At 68.4% G+C, this 17,266-nt stretch carries 19 protein-coding genes and 2 tRNA genes; 11 read left to right on the top strand and 10 right to left on the bottom strand.

Annotated features, from left to right (window positions below):
* Positions 1–35: 35 nt before the first annotated feature.
* Positions 36–125, bottom strand: a tRNA-Ser gene (locus tag K206_RS0124445).
* Positions 126–329: 204 nt separating this feature from the next.
* Here K206_RS0124445 and K206_RS0124450 point away from each other — a divergent pair.
* The gene (locus K206_RS0124450) at positions 330–899 is read left to right on the top strand and encodes a glycine zipper 2TM domain-containing protein (RefSeq protein ID WP_020205021.1); all 570 of its coding nucleotides are present in this window, start codon (positions 330–332) and stop codon (positions 897–899) included.
* 78 nt (positions 900–977) lie between these two features.
* Here the strand turns inward: K206_RS0124450 and hemW are convergent, their stop codons facing one another.
* From hemW to K206_RS0124475, 5 genes are all read right to left on the bottom strand, one after another.
* Positions 978–2,222, bottom strand: coding sequence for a radical SAM family heme chaperone HemW (hemW, locus tag K206_RS0124455; protein ID WP_020205022.1), 1,245 nt, complete (start codon positions 2,220–2,222; stop codon positions 978–980).
* The gene (gene rdgB / locus K206_RS0124460) at positions 2,219–2,836 is read right to left on the bottom strand and encodes an RdgB/HAM1 family non-canonical purine NTP pyrophosphatase (protein WP_020205023.1); all 618 of its coding nucleotides are present in this window, start codon (positions 2,834–2,836) and stop codon (positions 2,219–2,221) included. Before rdgB ends, hemW begins: the two co-directional genes overlap by 4 nt.
* A gap of 25 nt (positions 2,837–2,861) precedes the next feature.
* On the bottom strand, positions 2,862–3,581 hold the full coding sequence (rph, locus tag K206_RS0124465; protein ID WP_020205024.1) for a ribonuclease PH: 720 nt from the start codon (positions 3,579–3,581) through the stop codon (positions 2,862–2,864).
* Positions 3,582–3,864: 283 nt separating this feature from the next.
* Entirely contained in the window at positions 3,865–4,779 is a 915-nt protein-coding gene (locus K206_RS0124470) for a PP2C family serine/threonine-protein phosphatase (RefSeq protein WP_020205025.1), read from the bottom strand.
* A gap of 62 nt (positions 4,780–4,841) precedes the next feature.
* Positions 4,842–5,897, bottom strand: a complete 1,056-nt coding sequence (locus K206_RS0124475; RefSeq protein ID WP_029044028.1) for a serine/threonine-protein kinase — start codon at positions 5,895–5,897, stop codon at positions 4,842–4,844.
* A 178-nt stretch (positions 5,898–6,075) separates the two neighbouring features.
* On the opposite strand from K206_RS0124475, the gene K206_RS0124480 reads away from it, so the two are divergent.
* The 4 genes from K206_RS0124480 (at position 6,076) to K206_RS0124495 (ending at position 10,647) form a co-directional block, all read left to right on the top strand.
* Positions 6,076–7,017 (top strand): YicC/YloC family endoribonuclease, encoded by a 942-nt coding sequence (locus K206_RS0124480; RefSeq protein WP_020205027.1) that lies wholly within the window; start codon positions 6,076–6,078, stop codon positions 7,015–7,017.
* 5 nt (positions 7,018–7,022) lie between these two features.
* Positions 7,023–7,676, top strand: a complete 654-nt coding sequence (gene gmk, locus K206_RS0124485) for a guanylate kinase (protein WP_020205028.1) — start codon at positions 7,023–7,025, stop codon at positions 7,674–7,676.
* 83 nt (positions 7,677–7,759) lie between these two features.
* Positions 7,760–7,963, top strand: coding sequence for a DNA-directed RNA polymerase subunit omega (rpoZ, locus tag K206_RS0124490; protein WP_006578656.1), 204 nt, complete (start codon positions 7,760–7,762; stop codon positions 7,961–7,963).
* Positions 7,964–8,232: 269 nt separating this feature from the next.
* Positions 8,233–10,647, top strand: coding sequence for a RelA/SpoT family protein (locus tag K206_RS0124495; protein WP_020205029.1), 2,415 nt, complete (start codon positions 8,233–8,235; stop codon positions 10,645–10,647).
* Between the two features lie 26 nt (positions 10,648–10,673).
* On the opposite strand, the gene greB is transcribed toward K206_RS0124495, so the two are convergent.
* Positions 10,674–11,255 carry a transcription elongation factor GreB gene (greB, locus tag K206_RS0124500; RefSeq protein WP_020205030.1) on the bottom strand — a complete coding sequence of 194 codons (582 nt, stop codon included), beginning with the start codon at positions 11,253–11,255 and terminating at the stop codon, positions 10,674–10,676.
* 123 nt (positions 11,256–11,378) lie between these two features.
* On the opposite strand from greB, the gene K206_RS0124505 reads away from it, so the two are divergent.
* The 3 genes from K206_RS0124505 (at position 11,379) to K206_RS0124515 (ending at position 13,064) form a co-directional block, all read left to right on the top strand.
* A tRNA-Arg gene (locus K206_RS0124505) sits at positions 11,379–11,455 on the top strand.
* Positions 11,456–11,845: 390 nt separating this feature from the next.
* Positions 11,846–12,673, top strand: a complete 828-nt coding sequence (locus K206_RS0124510; protein WP_043367056.1) for a DUF1266 domain-containing protein — start codon at positions 11,846–11,848, stop codon at positions 12,671–12,673.
* A 100-nt stretch (positions 12,674–12,773) separates the two neighbouring features.
* Complete coding sequence (locus K206_RS0124515; RefSeq protein WP_020205032.1) at positions 12,774–13,064, top strand: hypothetical protein; 291 nt, start codon at positions 12,774–12,776, stop codon at positions 13,062–13,064.
* 141 nt (positions 13,065–13,205) lie between these two features.
* On the opposite strand, the gene K206_RS39175 is transcribed toward K206_RS0124515, so the two are convergent.
* The gene (locus K206_RS39175) at positions 13,206–13,715 is read right to left on the bottom strand and encodes a hypothetical protein (protein WP_020205033.1); all 510 of its coding nucleotides are present in this window, start codon (positions 13,713–13,715) and stop codon (positions 13,206–13,208) included.
* A 268-nt stretch (positions 13,716–13,983) separates the two neighbouring features.
* Between K206_RS39175 and K206_RS0124525 the strand changes: the two genes are divergently transcribed.
* Positions 13,984–14,667: a Fe2+-dependent dioxygenase gene (locus tag K206_RS0124525; RefSeq protein ID WP_029044030.1), complete on the top strand. Its 684-nt coding sequence runs from the start codon at positions 13,984–13,986 to the stop codon at positions 14,665–14,667.
* Between the two features lie 237 nt (positions 14,668–14,904).
* Here K206_RS0124525 and K206_RS0124530 read toward each other — a convergent pair whose 3' ends face one another.
* Positions 14,905–15,204, bottom strand: a complete 300-nt coding sequence (locus tag K206_RS0124530) for a hypothetical protein (protein WP_029044031.1) — start codon at positions 15,202–15,204, stop codon at positions 14,905–14,907.
* 266 nt (positions 15,205–15,470) lie between these two features.
* Between K206_RS0124530 and K206_RS0124535 the strand changes: the two genes are divergently transcribed.
* A complete protein-coding gene (locus K206_RS0124535; RefSeq protein WP_020205036.1) occupies positions 15,471–15,782 on the top strand; it encodes a hypothetical protein in 312 nt (103 codons plus the stop codon).
* Between the two features lie 180 nt (positions 15,783–15,962).
* Positions 15,963–16,865: a lipid A hydroxylase LpxO gene (lpxO, locus tag K206_RS0124540; RefSeq protein ID WP_020205037.1), complete on the top strand. Its 903-nt coding sequence runs from the start codon at positions 15,963–15,965 to the stop codon at positions 16,863–16,865.
* A gap of 91 nt (positions 16,866–16,956) precedes the next feature.
* Here lpxO and K206_RS0124545 read toward each other — a convergent pair.
* The coding region (locus tag K206_RS0124545; protein WP_029044032.1) for a diguanylate cyclase at positions 16,957–17,266 on the bottom strand (310 nt) is incomplete at its 5' end.

Here is a 17,266-nt window from a genome sequence, read left to right on the forward strand (position 1 = left end):
AGGCGGATTTTCGTGCCGGCGGATTCGAGAGGGACTGGCGGAAGCGGTGAGATTCGAACTCACGGATGGGTCACCCCATCGGCAGTTTTCAAGACTGCTGCCTTAAACCACTCGGCCACGCTTCCGGGAAGGAAAGAGCGCGCATTATAGCAAGGGCATGGAGCGGGGCACGGGTTTGTCGCGCGCGAGTCTGGCAAGATGGAACCTTGGTCGGGGCGTTCGGCTCCTATCATGCGTGAGAGCGCACATGCGGCGCGGCGTGGTCGTGGTTCCGGTCCGCTCGCTCTCCGGCAATTCCACGCAGTTGCGATCAATCGAGGAGAATTCTGATGAACGGCAAGACTCTGTTGGGCGTGGCGGCAGCGGCCGCCGTGGTTGGCCTGGCCGGATGCGCGGCGCCCGGCGGTTATGGCGGTGGCTACAACGGCGGTTACGGCGGCGGCTATAACGCGCCGCCGCCGCAGGGCGGCTACCAGCAGCCGGGTTATCCGCAGCAGGGGTATCAGCAGCCGGGCTACCAGCAGCCCGGCGCCACCACCTACCAGGCCCCGGCGGGGTCGGTGTTCTATGGCCGCGTCGAGTCGATCGAGCCGGTTGCCACGCAGCAGGGCGGCAGTTCGGGCCTGCTCGGCACGGTGATCGGCGGCGTCGCGGGCGGCCTGCTGGGCCACCAGATCGGCGGCGGTACCGGCAACACGGTGGCCACCATCGGCGGCGCGGTGCTGGGCGGCGTGGCCGGCAACCAGGTGGAGAAGCGCGTGAGCGGCCCCGAGACGGTCTACCGCGTCAACGTGCGGCTCGACGATGGCCGCCTGGCGACGGTCACGCAGCGCAACGTGAGCAATCTGCGCGTGGGCGCCCGCGCGCAGGTGGCCAACGACATGGCAACGCCGTACTGATGCTGTCCTGACGAAAAGATACGGCCACCCTCGGGTGGCCGTATTGCATGGCGGCGCCTGCGCCGCCATCGGCGCGCTTCAGCCCTTCAGGAACATCTCCTGCAGGTCGTTGAGGAAGCGCCGTCCCAGCTCGGTGGGCTTGATGGTGGCGAGGTCGGCTTCGAGCAGGCCTTTTTTTTCGGCCGCGGCGAGGTCGCGGCTGATGGTGTGCAGCGGCAGGCCGGTGTGGTCGAAGAAGGTGCTGGCCGGCACGCCGTCGGTCAGGCGCAGCGCGTTGAGCATGAACTCGAAGGGCAGGTCTGCGGCGGGGACGTCGTGGCTTTCCTGCACCGCGCTGCCGGCCATTGCCTGCGCCATGTAGGTGGCCGGATGCTTGTGGCGCATCTGGCGCAGCACGCGGTGCGGGAACGAGAGCTTGCCGTGCGCGCCGGCGCCGATGCCGAGGTAGTCGCCGAAGCGCCAGTAGTTGAGGTTGTGGCGCGCCTGGCGGTGCGGCTTCGCGTAGGCGGATGTCTCGTAGTGCCGGTAGCCGGCCTGCGCGGTGCGCGCGTCGATCAGGTCCTGCATCTCGTAGGCGCTGTCGTCGTCGGGCAGCGCCGGCGGGAACTTGGCGAACAGGGTGTTGGGCTCGAGCGTCAGGTGGTACAGCGACAGGTGCGTGGTGCCGAACGACAGCGCGATTTCCAGGTCCTCGGCGCATTCGGCCAGGGTCTGGCCGGGCAGCGCGTACATCAGGTCCAGGTTGACGTTGTCGAAGTTGGCCAGCGCGATGCGGATGGCGGCGCGCGCTTCCTCGCCGCCGTGGATGCGCCCGAGCGCGGCGAGGTGGCGGTCGTTGAAGCTCTGGATGCCGATCGACAGGCGGTTGATGCCGCTGGCGCGATAGCTGGCGAAGCGCTCGGCCTCGAAGGTGCCGGGGTTGGCCTCCAGGGTGATCTCGGCGTCGGCGTCGAGCGGCAGCAGCGCGCGGATGTCGGACAGCAGGCGGTCCATGCCGGCGGCCGACAGCAGGCTCGGCGTGCCGCCGCCGATGAACACGGTATGCACGGGGCGGCCCCACACCAGCGGCAGCGACTGCTCGAGATCGGCGCGCAGCGCGTCGAGGTAGGCGTCTTCGGGGATGTCGTGGCTGCCGGCGGCGCCGGGCACCGCGTGCGAGTTGAAATCGCAGTACGGGCACTTGCGCACGCACCACGGCACGTGCACGTAGAGCGACAGCGGCGGCGAGCCGGGCAGCGAGATCTGGCCGGGCTGCAGCCACAGCGACTTGGTGTCGGCGGGGACGGCCGCGCCGGTCTGCGCGGCGGGAACGATCGGGATCATGACCGCGCGTGGTGGCTGCCCGAAGCGCGCAGGCGCTCGGTCAGCGCCTTGAGCGCCTGCGCGCGGTGGCTGATGGTGTTCTTTTCCTCGGCGCTGAGCTCGGCCGCGGTCTTGCCCAGCTGTGGCAGCAGGAAATGCGGATCGTAGCCGAAGCCGGCGCTGCCGCGCGGCGCGTCGACCACCTCGCCGGCCCACACGCCTTCGGCGATCACCGGGCGCGGGTCGTCGGCATGGCGCACCAGCACCAGCACGCAGTAGTAGTAGGCATGCCGGTTGAGCTTGCCGGCCAGCTGCGAGATCAGGTGCGCGTTGTTGGCGGCGTCCGACCGGGGCTTGCCCACGAGCTGCGCGTAGCGCGCCGAATAGACGCCCGGCGCGCCGTCGAGCGCGTCCACGCAGATGCCGGAGTCGTCGGCCAGCGCGGGCAGGTTGGACAGGCGGCTGGCATGGCGCGCCTTGGTGAGCGCGTTCTCGACGAAGGTGGCGAACGGCTCATCGGCCTCGGGAATGCCGAGCTGGCCCTGCGGCACCACGTCATAGCCCAGCGGCGCGAGCAGCGCGCCGAACTCGCCGAGCTTGCCGGGATTGTTGGAGGCGAGGACCAGGCGTTGCATCGCGTTCACCGTTGGGTTCGGTTCATCAGGCCAGGCCCAGCGCGCGGCGCTGGTGCGTCACCAGCTCGGCGATGCCTTGTTCAGCCAGGCGGGTCATGGCGTCGAGGTCGGCGCGGCTGAACGGCGCGCCTTCGGCGGTGCCCTGCACTTCGACGAAGCCGCCGCTGCCGGTCATCACCACGTTCATGTCGGTGTCGCAGCTGCTGTCCTCGGCGTAGTCGAGGTCGAGCACGGCCTTGCCGTCGACCATGCCGACCGACACGGCGGCGACGAAGTCGCGAATCGGGCTGGCCGTGAGCAGGCCGTCGCGCAGCATGGCGGAGATGGCGTCGTGCGCCGCCACGAAGGCGCCGGTGATGGCCGCGGTGCGCGTGCCGCCGTCGGCCTGGAGCACGTCGCAGTCGAGGTGGATGGTGTATTCGCCGAGCGCGGCGAGATCGAACACCGAGCGCATGGCGCGGCCGATCAGGCGCTGGATTTCCTGCGTGCGGCCGGTCTGCTTGCCGCGCGCGGCCTCGCGGTCCGAGCGGGTGTGGGTGGCGCGCGGCAGCATGCCGTATTCGGCCGTGACCCAGCCTTCGCCGCTGCCTTTCTTGTGCGGCGGCACCTTGGCCAGCACGCTGGCCGTGCACAGCACCTTGGTATCGCCAAAGGCACTCAGGACGGCGCCTTCGGCGTGGCGGGTGTAGTGGCGGGTCAGGGTGATAGGGCGCAGCGCATCGGCTGCGCGTCCGCTTGGTCGCATGGGGGAATTGTCTCGGGAAACGGTCCAGGAGCGGGATTTTACCGCCGGCCGGGCTTGCGTGCCCGTCCGGCGCCGGCGCGGGCGCCGATACCGTGCCGGTTTCCCGGTTTTTCTCGATTCCCGCGCTTACCCCGCTTACCCCGCTTACCCCGCTTACCCCGCTTACCTCGCTTACCTCGCTTACCCCGCTTACCCCGCTTCCTCCGCTTCCCCTCGCTTGCCCCTCGTTCTTGCGCGCCGGGCGGCGCGGAGGCTACCTGGGCGGCCGGCGGGGCCGCCGCGCTCAGCGCATGAAGTTGCTGCTCTTGTCGATCGCCGCGCGGATCTCGGCGATCGAGCGCTCGATCTCTTCTTCCGACAGCAGGTCGGTGTCGCCGCCGTTGTTTTCGAGGATGGAGGTGGTGAAGGTGTTGAGCGGCAGGGTCTCGGTCGCCACCGCTTCCTCGTTGGGCAGGTGCGCGTCTAGCTCCCACATCATGGCGATGGCGGTGGTGTTGTCCGCGCCTTCGCCGGCGTTCTCCAGGGCCTGGTCGATCAGGTCGGGGATGGCGTGCACCACCGACAGGTTGGTCACTTTCTCGACCAGCAGCGGCTCCTCGATGCTGCCCCACAGGCCGTCCGAGCACAGCAGGGCGACGTCGCCGGGCTCCAGCCGCAGCGGGCCGCCGATGTCGATCAGCGGCAGGTTGGGCGAGCCCAGGCAGTTGTAGAGCTTGTTGCGCTCGGGATGGTTGGCCACCTGCATCGGCAGCACGCGCTCCTGCTGCAGCAGGTTCTCGATCTTGGAGTGGTCGCGCGTGCGGGTCAGCAGGTTGCCCTTGCGCACCAGGTACAGGCGCGAGTCGCCGGCGTGCGCCCAGTGGATCTGGCCGTTCTGCACCAGGCAGCAGACCACCGTGGTGCGCGGCACGTCGGCCAGGCCGTTGGCCTCGGCGTAGCGATGGATGTCGCGGTGGGCCAGCATGATGGTGTCCTGCAGGAAGTCGGCCGGATTGCGGATCGACGGCCGGGCCTGGGCCTGGAACTGGCGCGCCAGGGTCTGCAGGGCCTGCTGCGCGGCGACTTCGCCGAGCGCGTGGCCGCCGAGCCCGTCGGCCAGGACCATCAGCAGGGCATCGCGCGTGAAGCAATACCCCATGCGGTCCTGGTTGATGCGGCGGCCGCCTTTTCTGCTTTCCTGATAGACGGAGAATCGCATTTTGGCTGTTGGGGTCGGTTTTCGGCCGGCGGCGCCCGCGGGCCGCGCCGGCCGAATGTAGGTTAATCGCCGCTTGTGCCGATTTCCCGCGCGGGGACGCCGGCAGCGGGTTCGTCGCGCTTGCGCAGCAGGGTCAGGAAGCGGCTGGCGATCGGGCGCTCGGCCGCGGCCGGGGCGGGCGCGCTGGCCGCGGCCTGCTCGCCGAGCGCGTTGGTCTGCTCGCGCAGCTCCTTCTGCAGCCGGAACACGCTCTGCGGCCGCTCGGACGGCGTCAGGCGCAGGCACCATTCGACCAGGTCGACCAGGCCGTTGGTGTAGCTCGTGCGCAGGCGCGTCAGGGACTCCGCCATGCGGTCGTCCTTTTCGCGCTGGTTGGCTTCCTGGGGCGGCATGCCGGCCATGCAGGCGTAGAGCGTGGCGCCGAGGCTGTAGATGTCGGTCCAGGGGCCGAGCTCGCTGTGCTTGCCGTACAGCTCGGGCGCGGCGAAGCCGGGCGTGTACATGGGCTGGAAGCGCGCCGCCTCCATCGTCAGGATCTGGCGCGCGGCGCCGAAATCGAGCAGGATCGGCGACTCGTCCTCGCGCAGGTAGATGTTGCCGGGCTTGATGTCCAGGTGCAGCAGCTTGTGGATGTGGACCTCGCGCAGGCCGCTCATCAGCGCGTGGAAGACCTTGCGGATGAAATGCTCGCGCAGGACCTTGGCCCGGCCTTGCTGGCGCGCGTGCAGGATGTGTTCCTGCAGCGTCTTGCCCAGCTCGTAGTTCATCACCATGTAGACGGTGGAGTTCTCGCGGAAGAAATTCACCACGCGCACCACGCTGGGGTGCGAGATGCGGGCCAGCGAGCGGCCCTCCTCGAAGAAGTACTTGAGCCCGAGCCGGAACGACGCGGCGCTTTCCTCGGGCACCACCGGAATCAGCTCGCCGGGCTTGCGGCGCGCCAGCGACGAAGGCAGGTATTCCTTGATGGCGACGGGCGCGCCGGTCTCGTCGGTGGCGAGATAGACGAAACTGAACCCCCCGCTGGCCAACTTCTTTACAATACGGTAGTTGGACAGCAGCGTGCCGATGGGCAGCGGTGCGCTCTTCGGAGGTGTTGCGCCCTTGGACTCTGTCATAGGATTCGGGACCGTGATTGCCTCCGGATTGTCCTGACTAATCGATGACTTGTAAAGAACACAATAGCGGCCATTATCGGCCCTCTTTCGGGTATCCGGACGGCGCGGCAGCGGGACACCCGGCACCGCGCGCCGCCCGGACCCATGCGGCCAGTTGGCCATTTCGCGAGACTATCCAATGATCCACAGCATGACGGGCTACGGCCTGGCGTCCCGCCAGGCGCCGCTGACCGACGCACACGGCGCGCCGACCGGCAGGACGGCATCCGTATCGGTCGAATTCCGCACTGTCAACTCGCGATTCCTCGACCTGCTGTTCCGGGCCCCGGAAGAGTGCCGGGCGTTCGAGCCGGCCCTGCGCGAGATGCTCATGGCCAAGCTGTCGCGCGGCAAGCTGGAGTGTCGCATCAACCTGCAGCGCGCCGAGGCCGGCACCGGCGGCGCCACGCTGGCGCTCAACGACGCGCTGCTGGCGCAGATCCGCGCGATCGAATCCACCGTGGCGGCCACCTTCACCGAGGCCGGCACGCTGCGCATGGGCGAGATCCTGCGCTGGCCCGGCGTGCTGGTCGAGCCCGAGCTGTCGCAGGAAGCGCTGCGCGAGGCCGTGACCGAGGCGGCCAGGGACGCCCTGGCCCAGTTGCTCGAGGCGCGCCGCCGCGAGGGCGAGGCGCTCAAGGCCACGCTGGTCGAGCGCATCGAGGCCATGCTGGCCATCGTCGAGCGGCTCGTGCCGACCATTCCGCAACTGATCGCCCACCACCAGGAAAAGCTCACCGAGCGCCTGCAGGAGGCGTTCGGCATGGTCGCGCCCAACGGCATGACCGCGATGAGCCGCGACGAGATCGGCGAGCGCATCCGCCAGGAAGCCACGGTCTACGGCATCCGCATCGACATCGCCGAAGAGCTCTCGCGCCTGCAGGCCCACCTGAACGAAACCCGCCACATCCTCAAGAAGGGCGGCCAGGTCGGCAAGCGGCTCGATTTCATGATGCAGGAGCTCAACCGCGAAGCCAACACGCTCGGCTCCAAGGCCGCCGCGAAGGAACTGGCCGATGCCTCGATGGAGCTCAAGCTGCTGATCGAGCAGATGCGCGAACAGATTCAGAACCTCGAATAATCATCATGAGTGAAACGTCGTCCCACGTCGCCATCGACACCGCCTACCCCGGCAACCTGTTCATGGTGGTGGCGCCTTCCGGCGCCGGCAAGTCCACGCTGGTCAACGCGCTGCTGGCGCAGGACCCGGCCATCCGCCTGTCCATCTCCCACACCACCCGCGCGCCGCGCCCCGGCGAGCAGGACGGGCGCGAATACCACTTCACCACGGTGGACGCCTTCCGCGCCGCGCGCGACCGCGGCGAGTTCCTCGAATGGGCCGAGGTGCACGGCAACTACTACGCGACCTCGCGTGTCTGGATCGAGCAGCAGATGGCCCAGGGCAACGACGTGCTGCTGGAGATCGACTGGCAGGGCGCGCAGCAGGTGCACCAGCGCTTCTCCAACGCCACGGAAATCTTCATCCTGCCGCCGTCGCTGTCGGCGCTCGAGGAGCGCCTGAACAAGCGCGGCCAGGACGAGCCCAACGTGATCGTGCGGCGCCTGCTGGCCGCCGGCAGCGAGATGGCGCACGCTTCCGAGTCGGACTACGTCATCATCAACGAGATATTCGAGCGGGCGCTGGAGGAGCTGCGCACCGTGATCCGCGCCACCCGTCTGCGCTTTTCGTCGCAAAAGGCGCGCCACACCGACCTCTTCATCGAGCTCGGGATTCATTGAGCCCGGGGCGCGCGGGAACGGTTTTTCCCGCGTGCTGTAAAATAGCCGGCATCGCATAGGTTTTGTCCCGAGGTGGATTTGATATGGCGCGTATTACCGTCGAAGATTGTCTGAAACACATCCCGAATCGTTTCGAGCTCGCGCTCGCGGCGACGTACCGGGCCCGTCAGTTGGTGCAGGGTCATACGCCCAAGGTCGAGGCCAAGGACAAACCGACCGTGGTGGCGCTGCGCGAGATCGCGTCGGGCCAGGTCGGCATCGAGATGCTCAAGAAGGTACCCACCTGATTTTCGGGCGGCCGTGGCCAGTCTTCGCAATGCGTACCTTTGCATCCAGCGCTTGCTGCACCTGCTGACGTACCTGTTCGCGAACGCGATTGCACAGCCAGATCACAGAGGCCGCCCCGATGTCTTCTTCCCAGCCTTCCTCTCCTGCCGCCACGGCGAGCCCTCCGGGCGCGCCTTCGCGCCCGCACGGGGAAGTGCCTGGTGATGCGGGCGGCGAAGCAGCGCCGCCCGTCTCGCGCAAGCGCGCCGGGACCGGCCATCCGCCCGTGATGGCACGCACCGGCGCTCCCAATCTTCCCGATCCGCTCGGCGACAACGTCGTCGGCGAGCGTGCGGCCGCGCCCGCGATGGGCTCGGGCAAGGGCCGCGCCGCGCAGGCCGCGGCCGAAGGCGAGCTGAGCGAGGCGCCGGCCGCCGCCACGCCGGGCGACGCGCTGTTCATCGACGCCGTCCTGGCGCAGTCCTACCGCCACTTCTTCGGCCCGACCTCGCAGCCCGCGGTGCCGCCGCGCCAGCAGGTCATCTCGATCGGCCGGCTGATGGAGAAGCTGGCCTACCTGAAGCCGGCCGACCAGGCCATCGTGCGCGAGGCCTTCCAGTTCTCCGACGAGGCGCACCTGGGCCAGTACCGCCAGAGCGGCGAGCCCTACATCACCCATCCGGTGGCGGTGGCCGAGCTGTGCGCGGACTGGAAGCTCGACGTCCAGTCCATCATGGCCGCGCTGCTGCACGACGTGATGGAAGACCAGGGCATCACCAAGAGCGAGCTGGCCGAGAAATTCGGCCCCAAGGTGGCCGAGCTGGTCGACGGCCTGACCAAGCTGGACAAGCTCGAATTCCAGAGCCGCGAGCAGGCGCAGGCGGAGAGCTTCCGCAAGATGCTGCTGGCGATGGCGCGCGACGTGCGGGTGATCCTGGTCAAGCTGGCCGACCGCACCCACAACATGCGCACGCTCGATTTCGTGCCGCCCGAGAAGCGGCGCCGGATCGCGCTCGAGACGATGGAGATCTACGCGCCGATCGCGCACCGGCTCGGTCTCAACACCACTTACCGCGAGCTGCAGGAACTGTCGTTCAAGGTCGGCTCGCCGTTCCGCTACGCCACGCTCGAGAAGGCCGTCAAGGCCGCGCGCGGCAACCGGCGCGAGGTGGTCAAGCGCATCCTGGAGGCGGCGCAGAAGGCGCTGGGCGACGCCGGCATCGTGGCCGAGCTGTCCGGGCGCGAGAAGACGCTGTACAGCATCTACCGCAAGATGCACGACAAGCAGTTGTCGTTCTCGCAGGTGCTCGACGTCTACGGCTTCCGCGTGGTGGTGGAGACGCAGATGCACTGCTACATGGCGATGGGCGCGCTGCACGGCCTGTACAAGCCCATGCCGGGCAAGTTCAAGGACTACATCGCGATCCCCAAGATCAACGGCTACCAGTCGCTGCACACCACGCTGGTGGGCCCGTTCGGCACGCCGGTGGAATTCCAGATCCGCACGCGCGACATGCACCAGATCGCCGAGGCCGGCGTGGCCGCGCACTGGATGTACAAGCACCAGGCCGACCAGGCCAACGACATCCAGCAGCAGGCCCACCAGTGGCTGCAGTCGCTGCTCGACATCCAGAGCCAGACCGGCGATTCGCAGGAATTCCTCGAGCACGTCAAGATCGACCTGTTCCCGGACGCGGTCTACGTGTTCACGCCCAAGGGGCACATCCGCGCGCTGCCGCGCGGCGCCACCGCGCTCGATTTCGCCTACGCCGTGCACAGCGACCTCGGCAACCAGTGCGTGGCGGTCAAGATCAACAACGAGCTGCTGCCGCTGCGCACCGAGCTCAAGAGTGGCGACATCGTCGAGGTGGTGACGGCGCCGTACTCCAAGCCCAACCCGGCCTGGCTGGCCTTCGTGCGCACCGGCAAGGCGCGCGCCGCGATCCGCCACTACCTCAAGACCACGCGCCTCGACGAAGCCATCCAGCTCGGCGAGCGCCTGCTGGAGCAGTCCGCGCGCCAGCTCGGCATCGAGCTCAAGGCGCTGCCGCAGTCGGTGTGGGACCGCATGGTGCAGTGGACCGGCAACAAGCACCGCGAGGACATCTTCGCCGACCTGGCGCTGGGCCGGCGCGTGCCGGCCGTGGTGGCCAAGCGCATGGAGATCCTGCTGCAGGACCTGTCCGGCGACGTCGACAGCGCCTTGCTGGCCGCCGTGCAGACCTTCGCCGGCGACGAAGCGCCGGCGGTGCCGATCACCGGCGACGAAGGCATGTCGATGATCTTCTCGGCGTGCTGCCGCCCGATTCCCGGCGACTCCATCGTCGGCTACCTGGGCAAGGGCGAAGGCCTGCAGATCCACGTGCAGGACTGCAAGGTGGCCAAGCGCTTGCACAGCAAGGACCCGGAGCACTGGATCGACGTGATGTGGGCGCGCAAGACCACGCGCGCGTTCGACGCCTCGATCAAGGTCATGGTGCGCAACGTCAAGGGCATCGTCGCGCGCGTGGCGGCGGACCTGACCTCGGCCGACGCCAACGTGGCGCACGTCTCGATGGAGCAGCAGGAGGGCGGCCACCAGGAGGCCACCTACATGCAGTTCGTCATCCAGGTGCAGAACCGCCTGCACCTCGCCAACGTGATGCGGGCGCTGCGGCGCAACCCGGACGTGATCCGCATCTTCCGCGACCGCAACGACGGCTGACGCCGCAGCGCGCGGCGCCGGGGGGCTCAGGCCTTGCCGGGCTGCGCGGCCGGCTGCTTCGGGTAGCGGACTTCCAGGATATCGATCTGCTCGACGCCGTTGGGCGTGTGCAGGGGCACGGTGTCGCCTTCGCGCGCCTTGATCAGCGCGCGCGCGACCGGCGAGATCCAGCTCACGTGGTTGCTGTCGAGGTCCACCTCGTCCATGCCGACGATGGTGACGGTGGTCTCTTCGCCGGCCCGGTTGGCGTAAGTCACCGTGGCGCCGAAGAAGATCTGGTCGTTGTCGCCCTGCACGGACGGGTCCACCACCTCGGCCTTGTCCAGGCGGCGGGTCAGGAAGCGGATGCGGCGGTCGATCTCGCGCAGGCGTTTCTTGCCGTAGAGATAGTCGCCGTTCTCGGAGCGGTCGCCGTTGGACGCGGCCCACGAGACGATCTGGACCACCTCGGGGCGCTCCGTGTCGATCAGGTGCATCAACTCGTCGCGCAGGCGCTGGTAGCCCTGCGCGGTGATGTAGTTCTTGCTGCCCGGCGGCAGCGGCGCGGCGCCCTCTGGCAGGTCGTCGTCCTCATCGCCGGACGACTCTTTGACGAATGCCTTGTTCATGGTACGGATCACTTCGATAGGGCTGTCATTATAGAAAGTCCACGCTGGCCGAAAGAAAAACCGGAAATATGCCAGAAGGGGGTTCACAAAACCCAAAAGTACGATATAATTTCTTTCTCGAGTGCGGCTGTAGCTCAGTTGGATAGAGTACTTGGCTACGAACCAAGGGGTCGTGGGTTCGAATCCTGCCAGCCGCACCACCTATCAAGAAGAGAAGGGCTTCCAGAAATGGAAGCCCTTTTTCTTTGGTCTTTCTTTGGTCTTCGCTTTTCGCATCTGTCGGGCCTTCGCCGTCCGGCCTTCGCTTTCCCGGTGCCTGTCGGCGCCTTTGCGCTTCATCTCCGCGTCTTCCGTTCCCGCCATCGCCAGGCCATCCGCCCGCGGTTGCCCGCCGCGGCGCGCGCATCCGCGCGAATCAGAGTTGTCGCATCGCGCGCCGTTCTTGCCGCCGCTAATCTCGGTTCGGTGCGCACATGGTACGCGCCGATCGCCGCAACGCGGCGCGGCCGGTTTTTTTCCGGCCGCGCGCGCGTTGCGCGATCGCTTTCTCCGAACGGCTTTCTCCGAACGTTTCTCCGAGGGCTTCCACGATGCGGGCTTTACCCTGGTTCGTCTCCGTCCTGCTGCTTGCCGGGCTGGCCCGTGCCGCGCGGCACCAACGCCGCGCCGCGTGCGCGCCGCCGCCCATGCCCGCGTGCCGGCTGCCGGCCGGCAAGGGCGGCGCGGTCCGCCGCGCGGCGGCCATGCCAGGCGCGGCCGAGCGCGCGCACGGCTTGCTGCTCGGCCTGCTGCACGACGGCGGCCCGCGCGGCAATGCGCACACGCTGGCTACCGGCGCCGATGCGCGCACGCAGGTCAACGCGCTCGCCGACGACTGGCATATCCATACCGCCGGCGAGGCGCGCGGCACGCTGGCGTGGCTGCTCGAGGAAGGGCATCGCGCCCTGTACCCGCAGGTCTGCCGCATCCTGTTCAAGGTGCCGCGCGCCGCGCGCGAGCGCGAGATCGTGCGGCTCGACCAGTTGTTCGATCCGGTGCGCCTGGCGCTGTGCGTCGACAATCTCGAGCGCGCGCTGCCGGGCCTGCGCGCGGCGCGCTTCATCGCCTCGGGGCAGGATCTCGCGCGCGGCGTGCTGGCGTGGGACATGAGCCGCGCCATCCATCTCGCGCGCATGGCCCACGACTGCGGCATGCAGACCGACGCGCAGGCCTGGGCCGTGATCGAGCGCGCGGCGGCGCAGGCGTTCGCGCACTATGCGTCGTGGGAGCAGGTGGTGGCGGGCTACCTGCTCGGGCGCGCCATGTGGGCCGGCCCGGATGCCGGCTTCGCGCGCCACATGGCATTCGCGCGCGCCTGCATCGACGATTCCGCGGGTCCGTGGCGGGCCTCGCCGTATCCGCGCCGCGGCCCCGTGTAGGCGGGCGCCGGCTTGCGGGCGCGCGGCATGCGGGCTAGGCTGGATCGGGTGGCGCGGCGCGGGTGGCCGCGCCCGGCCACGGGCAACGCAGGAGGATGTCATGAACCATTCGGACTGGCGTGTCGAAGCCTATCGCGGCATGGATGTCTACGTGCTGGTCTCCGGGCAGGAGGAAGAACAGGGCGCGGGCATCGCGACGCTGGGCGGGGCAGGGAAGTGGCGATACGAGGTGCGGGTCGCGCAGGAAGGCGCGGACCCTTCCGATGCGGGAGACACCGAGTGCTCGTCGGCGCAGGGCGCGCCCTATGCGACCCGGCATGCCGCGGAGGAAGCGGCATTCATTGCCGGCTACCGGCTCGTCGACCAACTGGTCGGCCGCGCCGAGAGCTAGGCCGGCGGCGTTCGCCGCTGGCCGGATCGGGGCACTGAAGGCAGGCACGCCGGCGCGAACGCGCCGCGCGGCTGGCGGTGGCTTGGCGCGCGCTGTCGTGCGTGCCGCCGTGCGCGCGCATGCCGGCGAGGCGGCGCGGTTTCAGCGCCGTCCGCCCCGGCCGCCGCCGCCACCACCACCGCGGCCGCCGGCGCCATGCCGTCCGCCACCCCAGCCGCCGCCGCCGCGGTAGTAGCCGTGGCCGGCGCCCGGGCGAGCGGGATAACCGCCCCGGTAGCCATAACCGCCGCGATACGGATAGGCGCCGTGATAGCGATACCAGGCGTGGGGCGCGCCGCCGCGGTAGTAGCCGCCATAGCCACCATAGCCGTGGGAACGGTAGCCATAGAAGACGGCGCCGCCGCCATAGAACCCGCCATAGAACGGCAGCGGATAGTCGTAGCCGTATCCATCCCCATATCCATAGCCGCTGTAGCCGTACCACGCGGGCGGGTAGGCGGCGCCGGGGCCGTAGAACGCATAGGGATCGTAGGCGCCGTAGGCATCGTAGGGGCCGTATGGCGAGTAGTCATAGTCGCTGTCGAAGGCGACGCAGGCTCCCAGCAACAACAGCGGCAAGGCCAGCAAGAGGCGGAGCGGAGCGCGGTGCATGATGCGTTCGGTCGGGCGGTAGGCTGCCCGGCGTGTGCCGGGCGATAACGGTTAGAGATGGCTGGCGCCCGCGAGGTTCATCGCCGCGTCCGCGGGGCAGGGCGGTGCCCGTCACTGGATAAGAGACATCCTATCCGACTTGCTCCAGGTCAAGCGGGTTCCCTCTGGAAATGATTCCTATTTGAGCATCGTGGACCTTTCTCATACAATCGGCGCTCGCCTGCTTGTCCCGCGACCCATACATTGTCTTGCCGAGGTAACTGAAATCATGATGCTGCATATCCCCGATGTGCTGACGCCGGCCCAGGTGGCCGAATGCCGTGCGTTGATGGACGCGGCGGAGTGGGTTGACGGAAACGTCACTTCCGGGCATCAGTCGGCGCTCGCCAAGCGCAACATGCAGCTGCCCGAGGGCTCGCCCGCGGCGCGGCAGGTCGGCGACCTGATCCAGGATGCGCTGGCCGCCAACCCGCTGTTCTTCTCCGCGGCCTTGCCGCTCAAGGTCTATCCGCCGCTGTTCAACCGCTACGAGGGCGGGCAGGCCTTCGACAACCATGTCGACAATGCCATCCGCCATCTGCGCGGCACCAATTTCCGCATTCGCAGCGACCTTTCCGCCACGCTGTTCCTGACCGCGCCCGAGGACTACGACGGCGGCGAACTGGTGGTGGAGGATACCTACGGGCAGCAGCGCGTGAAGCTGCCGGCCGGCCACATGGTGCTGTACCCGGCGACCAGCCTGCACCACGTCAGCCCGGTCACGCGCGGGGCGCGCGTGTCGTCGTTCTTCTGGATCCAGAGCATGGTGCGCGACGATGGCCAGCGCTCGGTGCTGTTCGAGCTGGACTCGCAGATCCAGCGCGTGGCGCAAGCCCTGAGCCACAAGGAGCCCGCCGTGGTCGGACTGACCGGCGTGTATCACAACCTGCTGCGCCGCTGGGCCGACGCCTGAACGGGCGCGCGATGGCGGGGTAAGGGATAGGCGGGATAGGCGGGACAGGCGACCAGGGCGCCGCAGCCGGATGCGAAAGATCCGGCGCGAAAGATCCGGCGGGCCATGCCGGGAACCGAATATCGGGAGGGAACAGGAAGGAAGGGAAGGTTCGGATGATGCCGGATTCTCCCGAACCCGGCACCGGCCGTCCGCCATGCGGCGCTACGGCATCCGGCTGGCGCTGCCGGCGGCCGCCTACTCGCGGTCGCGCCGGTGCGGCGGCAGGGGTATCGCGGCGACGCGCCGCCGCGCGGGCTTGAGCGCGCGGGTCGGCCAGAAGACATAGGTGGTATGCGGATCCATCGGCTTGCCGAAGTAGGACACCCACACCTGCACGCCCTGTTCGGTTTCCGCGACGATGGCGGCCACTGCGCGGGCCGCGACTGCGGGAGATTTGAGCAAGGTCGCCAGCGCTTCCACGCCTTGGACCACATGGTGCTTGACACCGCCGAACCATGCGTATTGGCGCATGGCTGACAACAAACGTTTGGTCATTGAACGCTAGTGTTGGTGAGTGAGCTGATGAGACCCGAGCTTACTCCCTTTGTTCAGTGCCGGACGATGGGACTTCGCTATCGCTTTCCCTGAGTCATCGGATGTCGCGGCGGATGTTGCGGCGCGGCGGCCAGCCGTCGCCTTTTTGCACGTGTCGGCAGCCCGCCGCATTGACAAGGCCCGGGCCGAGGATTAGCGTCATTGGCAGGGCTGCCGCGGCGCGAGGCGCCGGCCGGCCACGCCCGTCTTTCCCGGGGAGCTTGCCGATGACCGAAGAGATGCTGATGCAACTGATGGTCGAAGTCGAGAAGGAAGACCCGATCGACTACGCCGACCTGCCCTTCGACGACGCCACGCTGCGCAGCCTGGCATGCCGGCTGGTGGCGCAGCGCTCGCACGCGATGGAGTCCGCCGGCATGCCGGTCGGCGACCTGCTGGCCACCATGTGGGCGTCCACCGCCAAGCTGGTGCTCGAGAACATGGTGCTCAATGCGCGCCTGCTCGCGCTGCGCGGCCAGTCCGAGGACGCCGCCGCGCTGATCAGCCGCATCGCCCGCCAGTCCCGCGGCAACACCTGAGCGGCAGCACCGGCAATACGCGGGTGGCCGCCGGCCGCGCGCCGGCGCGCTGTGCGCCCGCGATCTCATTTAGCAGGGCGCCCTGCGTTTCGCTACACTACGGGTTTTCGCGCCCCCGATGCTGTCCCGTTGCCCGCGAGCGCAACGGTGTTCGATGCTGCTGATTTGGAGGATTTTCGGGTGATCAAGTGGATAATCGTCGCGGCGTACCTGGGAGCGATCCTGTACGTGCATTTCCGCGGCAAGGTAAGGCTGCGCATCTGGCGCCAGTTGCTGGATCATTCGGCGCTGGTGGCGCCGATCAACTGCTTCATGTACATGTTCTCGGGCGTGCCGCGCACGCCCTACATCCCGGTCGAACGCTTCCCCGAGCTCGAGACGATCCGCGCCGCGTGGCCGCAGATCCGCGACGAAGGGCTGGCGCTGGCCGCCATGCGCAAGATCAAGGCCGCGGAGAAGAACGACGATGCCGGCTTCAACTCGTTCTTCAAGTACGGCTGGAAGCGTTTCTACCTCAAGTGGTACGAGGCGCGCCATCCGTCGGCCGAGGTCCTGTGCCCGCGCACGGTGGAATTGCTGCGCGGCCTGCCCAGCGTGAAGGCCGCGATGTTCGCCGAGCTGCCGCCCGGCGGCAAGCTCAACCCGCACCGCGACCCGTTCGCGGGCTCGCTGCGCTACCACCTCGGGCTGGCCACGCCCAACGACGACCGCTGCTTCATCGAGGTCGACGGCGAGCGCCATAGCTGGCGCGACGGCCTGGGCGTGGTGTTCGACGAGACCTACCTGCACTGGGCCGAGAACAAGAGCGACAGCAACCGGCTGATCCTGTTCTGCGACATCGAGCGTCCGATGCGCTACCGCTGGGCCGCCGGGTTCAACCACTGGATGGGCCGCAAGGTCATGACTGCGGCCAGCTCGCCCAACGAGGAAAGCGACCAGACCGGCATGATCAACCGGCTGTTCCGCATCGTCTGGCTGGGCGGGCAGTACCGCCGCCGCTTCAAGGCCTGGAACCGCCAGGCGTACTACGTGGTCAAGTTCGGCCTGATCGCGGCCGGCGTGGCGCTGATCATCTACATCTGAGCGCGGCGCGGTTTTCCAGTGCAAAGGGTCGGCGCAAGCCGGCCCTTTTCACTTCCGCGCCGTCCGCCGCGCCACGCGCGCGGCAGGCGCCTTAGCGCCGCCGCCGCCCGCGTTCGTCGTCGAGTTCTTCGTAGTGGGCGCGCTTGGCCTGGTACATGCGCGAGTCGGCGAGCTTGATGGTGTCGCTCAGGCGCTCGTCGATGCCGCAGGTCGCGGTGCCGATCGACAGGCTCAGCGCGGTGCCGGGATAGAACTGGTTGTTCAGCTCCACCACCTGGTGGATCTGCTCCACCACGGCGGCCACGCCGCGCTCGTCGCGTCCCGGCAGCAGCACCATGAACTCGTCGCCGCCCACGCGCGCCACGCACATCTGGTCGCCCACGGCCTTCTTGAGCGCCTCG

The organism is Cupriavidus sp. WS (assembly GCF_000395345.1).
Classification (GTDB): Bacteria; Pseudomonadota; Gammaproteobacteria; order Burkholderiales; family Burkholderiaceae; genus Cupriavidus; species Cupriavidus basilensis_B.